Raw genomic sequence first — 2,806 nt, 5'->3', positions numbered from 1 at the left:
CTTATTCCAAAATACAAGATGATTGGGGCAGCAGTGGCTACAATAATTTCTTTTATCGCTTTATATTTTGCAACTTATTTTACCGCAAATCGCTTTTACAAAATTCCTTATGAAAATATCAAACTTTTGAAAATGTTGGGATTGTCGGTAGGTTTGTTTTTTCTATCAACCTTGACAGCGGATTTGCATATCTTTGCAAGAATATCTATTAAAATTGCTATTGTATTTTCATTTCCCTTTATTTTATATTTTATGAATTTTTATGAAAAAATTGAACTTTTACGAATTAAACAAAGTTGGAAGAAGTGGAGAAATCCCCAAAGTTGGAAACAAAATATCGCGAAAATTAAATTGAAATAATGATATAAAAATTAGATGCGAAAAAGGACAAAATTATGACTAGAAAAGTTATTAAAGAAACCATTCGGAAAGATGAAATAAAACCAAGATTCATTTTTAAAGATTATCAAAAAAACTTGATAACATTCGCAACAGTATTTATTTTATTGCTTATTCTTTTTAGCCCGATGACATTTCGTGGAATGCGTCCCGGTGGAGTGGATGTTATCGGCTCCAAAGGGGGTAGTCATCAAAGAATAGAATATCAAAAAGAAACTGGCAAAACCGTTTATTGGAATTCTCCTGTATTTTCGGGTATGCCAATTTATCATCGAATCGGAGGAAAAGTATTTTCCCTTGATAGTTTGATTAGCAAATTTTTGGGTAAAATTGTTTACAGTATAATCTGGATCTACCTCATCGGTTTTATCGGGATGTTCTTCTTATTAAAATTTTTCAAATTCGAGTATTGGGTAGCAGTTTTCGGCGGACTGGCGTTTATCTTTATCCCCCATTATATGTCGTTGTTAAACATTGGACATTTTGCTAAATTCCGTCCGATTATGTATATGCCGTTTGTTACGTTCTTTTTTCTGTCATTTCTGACGAAAAAAAATCTACTTTGGCTTCTTGGCTTTATCTTTGCTTTTTCTGTTCAATTGCGAACACAACATTATCAAATCGTATTTTACCAAATAATGCTTCTCGTTTTTGTGGGATTGTATTTCCTCATCAAAATGTTGATTGCAAAAGAGACTAAAAGATTTTTTATTAAAATAGCCCTAATAATATTTGCTTCTTTTTTAGTAACTTTAATGATCGCTCAACCACTTTTTGTAACCAAAGAATATACACCCTATTCCATACGAGGCGGAACGGGTGAAAAGGGTTCAACAGGTTTAACTTTGGATTATTCTACAAGTTGGTCTTTTCATCCCGCTGAAATGCTCACTTGGATTATGCCGAGATTTTTTGGTGGAACTTCCGGAGAAGTATATAATGGAAATAAAGTTCCTCGCTGGAAAGGGAAAACAATACCCGGATATTGGGGACAAATGCCTTTTACCCAAACCTATGATTATATCGGAGCAGTTATCGTTTTTCTTGCTCTTCTTGGACTAATCCTGAATTTCAAAAATAATTTTATTAAAGTTCTTCTCGGGCTTTTTGTCCTTTCTTTATTGCTGTCTTTCGGCAGACATTTTCCACTAATTTATAATTTGTTTTTCCAAAATGTTCCCTATTTTAATAAATTTCGCGTTCCGGCAATGATCCAAGTACTAATGCAGTTCATTGTGATTATTTGGGCTTGTTTCGGGATAAATAGTTTGGTGGAGAAGGAAGAAGGGAGAACGGAGGATGGAAGACGAAGAACGGAAGACGGAGGATTGGAAACTAAAAAAGTTATCATTGGAGTATTGATTTTTCTAGTCGTTTTAGGACTTATTCCCCAAATTTTCGGAAGCAGTTTTTCACTGGAAAAAGCAGGAGAATCAGGCAAATATGAGCCCCAAGTCATTTCCCTATTTCAGACAGCTCGTTTGGATATGATGCAAACCGATGGATTGCGTTTAATATTTTTTGCGATTATCACCGGATTATTATGCTATTTATTTGTTAACAAATCAATTAAAAAATACGTTTTTTTAGCCGGATTAATTATTTTACTTCTCGTGGATTTGATTCCTTATGTAAAAAAAGCAGAAGGGGAATTGTACGATGTGGAAAAACTTGAACAAAGTCATTTTAGAAAATCATCCGCTGATGCTGCTATTCTGCAAGACACGACTTATTATCGAATTTTCCCTTTAACAGAAAATCCGTTCAATAATAATGATTGGTCTTATTACCACAGCTCCATTGGAGGTTACAGCGCTGCAAAACTGCGAATTTATCAGGATGTAATTGAGAATTGTTTGCAAAATAATCCACTCAATTGGAATGTTTTTAAAATGTTGAATGTGAAATATTTGATAGCCAACACCCAACTTCCTCCCCAAAACGTTCAACCCTACCATTATGATAAGCAAAATAAATTGCTGGTTTATCAAACCACTATTGATTCAAAACCAGCTTGGTTTGTAGAAGAAAGTAAAATTATCCCTGAACGAAAAGACCGATTCGCAAAGATTAACAGCGAAAATTTTGACCCATACAAAACAGCCATATTGGAGCAGGAACTTGATTTTCAAATTCAATCTCCGGATTCATCTTACGTAAAATTGGAAAATGCATCATTCAATAAAATGAAATATAAAATTTACAATGATAAACCTGCTTTACTCGTAATTTCAGAAATATATTATCCGCCAGCTGGCGGATGGAAATGTTTTGTGGATGGAAAAAGGACGGAAATTTACAAAACCGACCACATTCTTCGCTCTGTTTATATTGACTCCGCAGGCGAACATGAAGTGGTTTTTGAGTTTAATCCTGAAGCATTTGTGAAAAATTATAGGTTGTCTTT

At 33.9% G+C, this 2,806-nt stretch carries 2 protein-coding genes; both read left to right on the top strand.

What is annotated here, in order from left to right; genetic code table 11:
• A partial coding sequence (locus U9P79_08090; protein ID MEA2104582.1) for a polysaccharide biosynthesis C-terminal domain-containing protein occupies nt 1-360 on the top strand: 360 nt, incomplete at its 5' end.
• Nucleotides 361-395: 35 nt separating this feature from the next.
• The coding region (locus U9P79_08085) for a hypothetical protein (GenBank protein MEA2104581.1) at nt 396-2,806 on the top strand (2,411 nt) is incomplete at its 3' end.

It is taken from the genome of Candidatus Cloacimonadota bacterium (genome assembly GCA_034661015.1).
GTDB lineage: Bacteria > Cloacimonadota > Cloacimonadia > JGIOTU-2 > JGIOTU-2 > JAYEKN01.
Note: the sequence above shows the minus strand (reverse complement) of the source record. Positions and strands in the feature narration are given on the sequence as shown.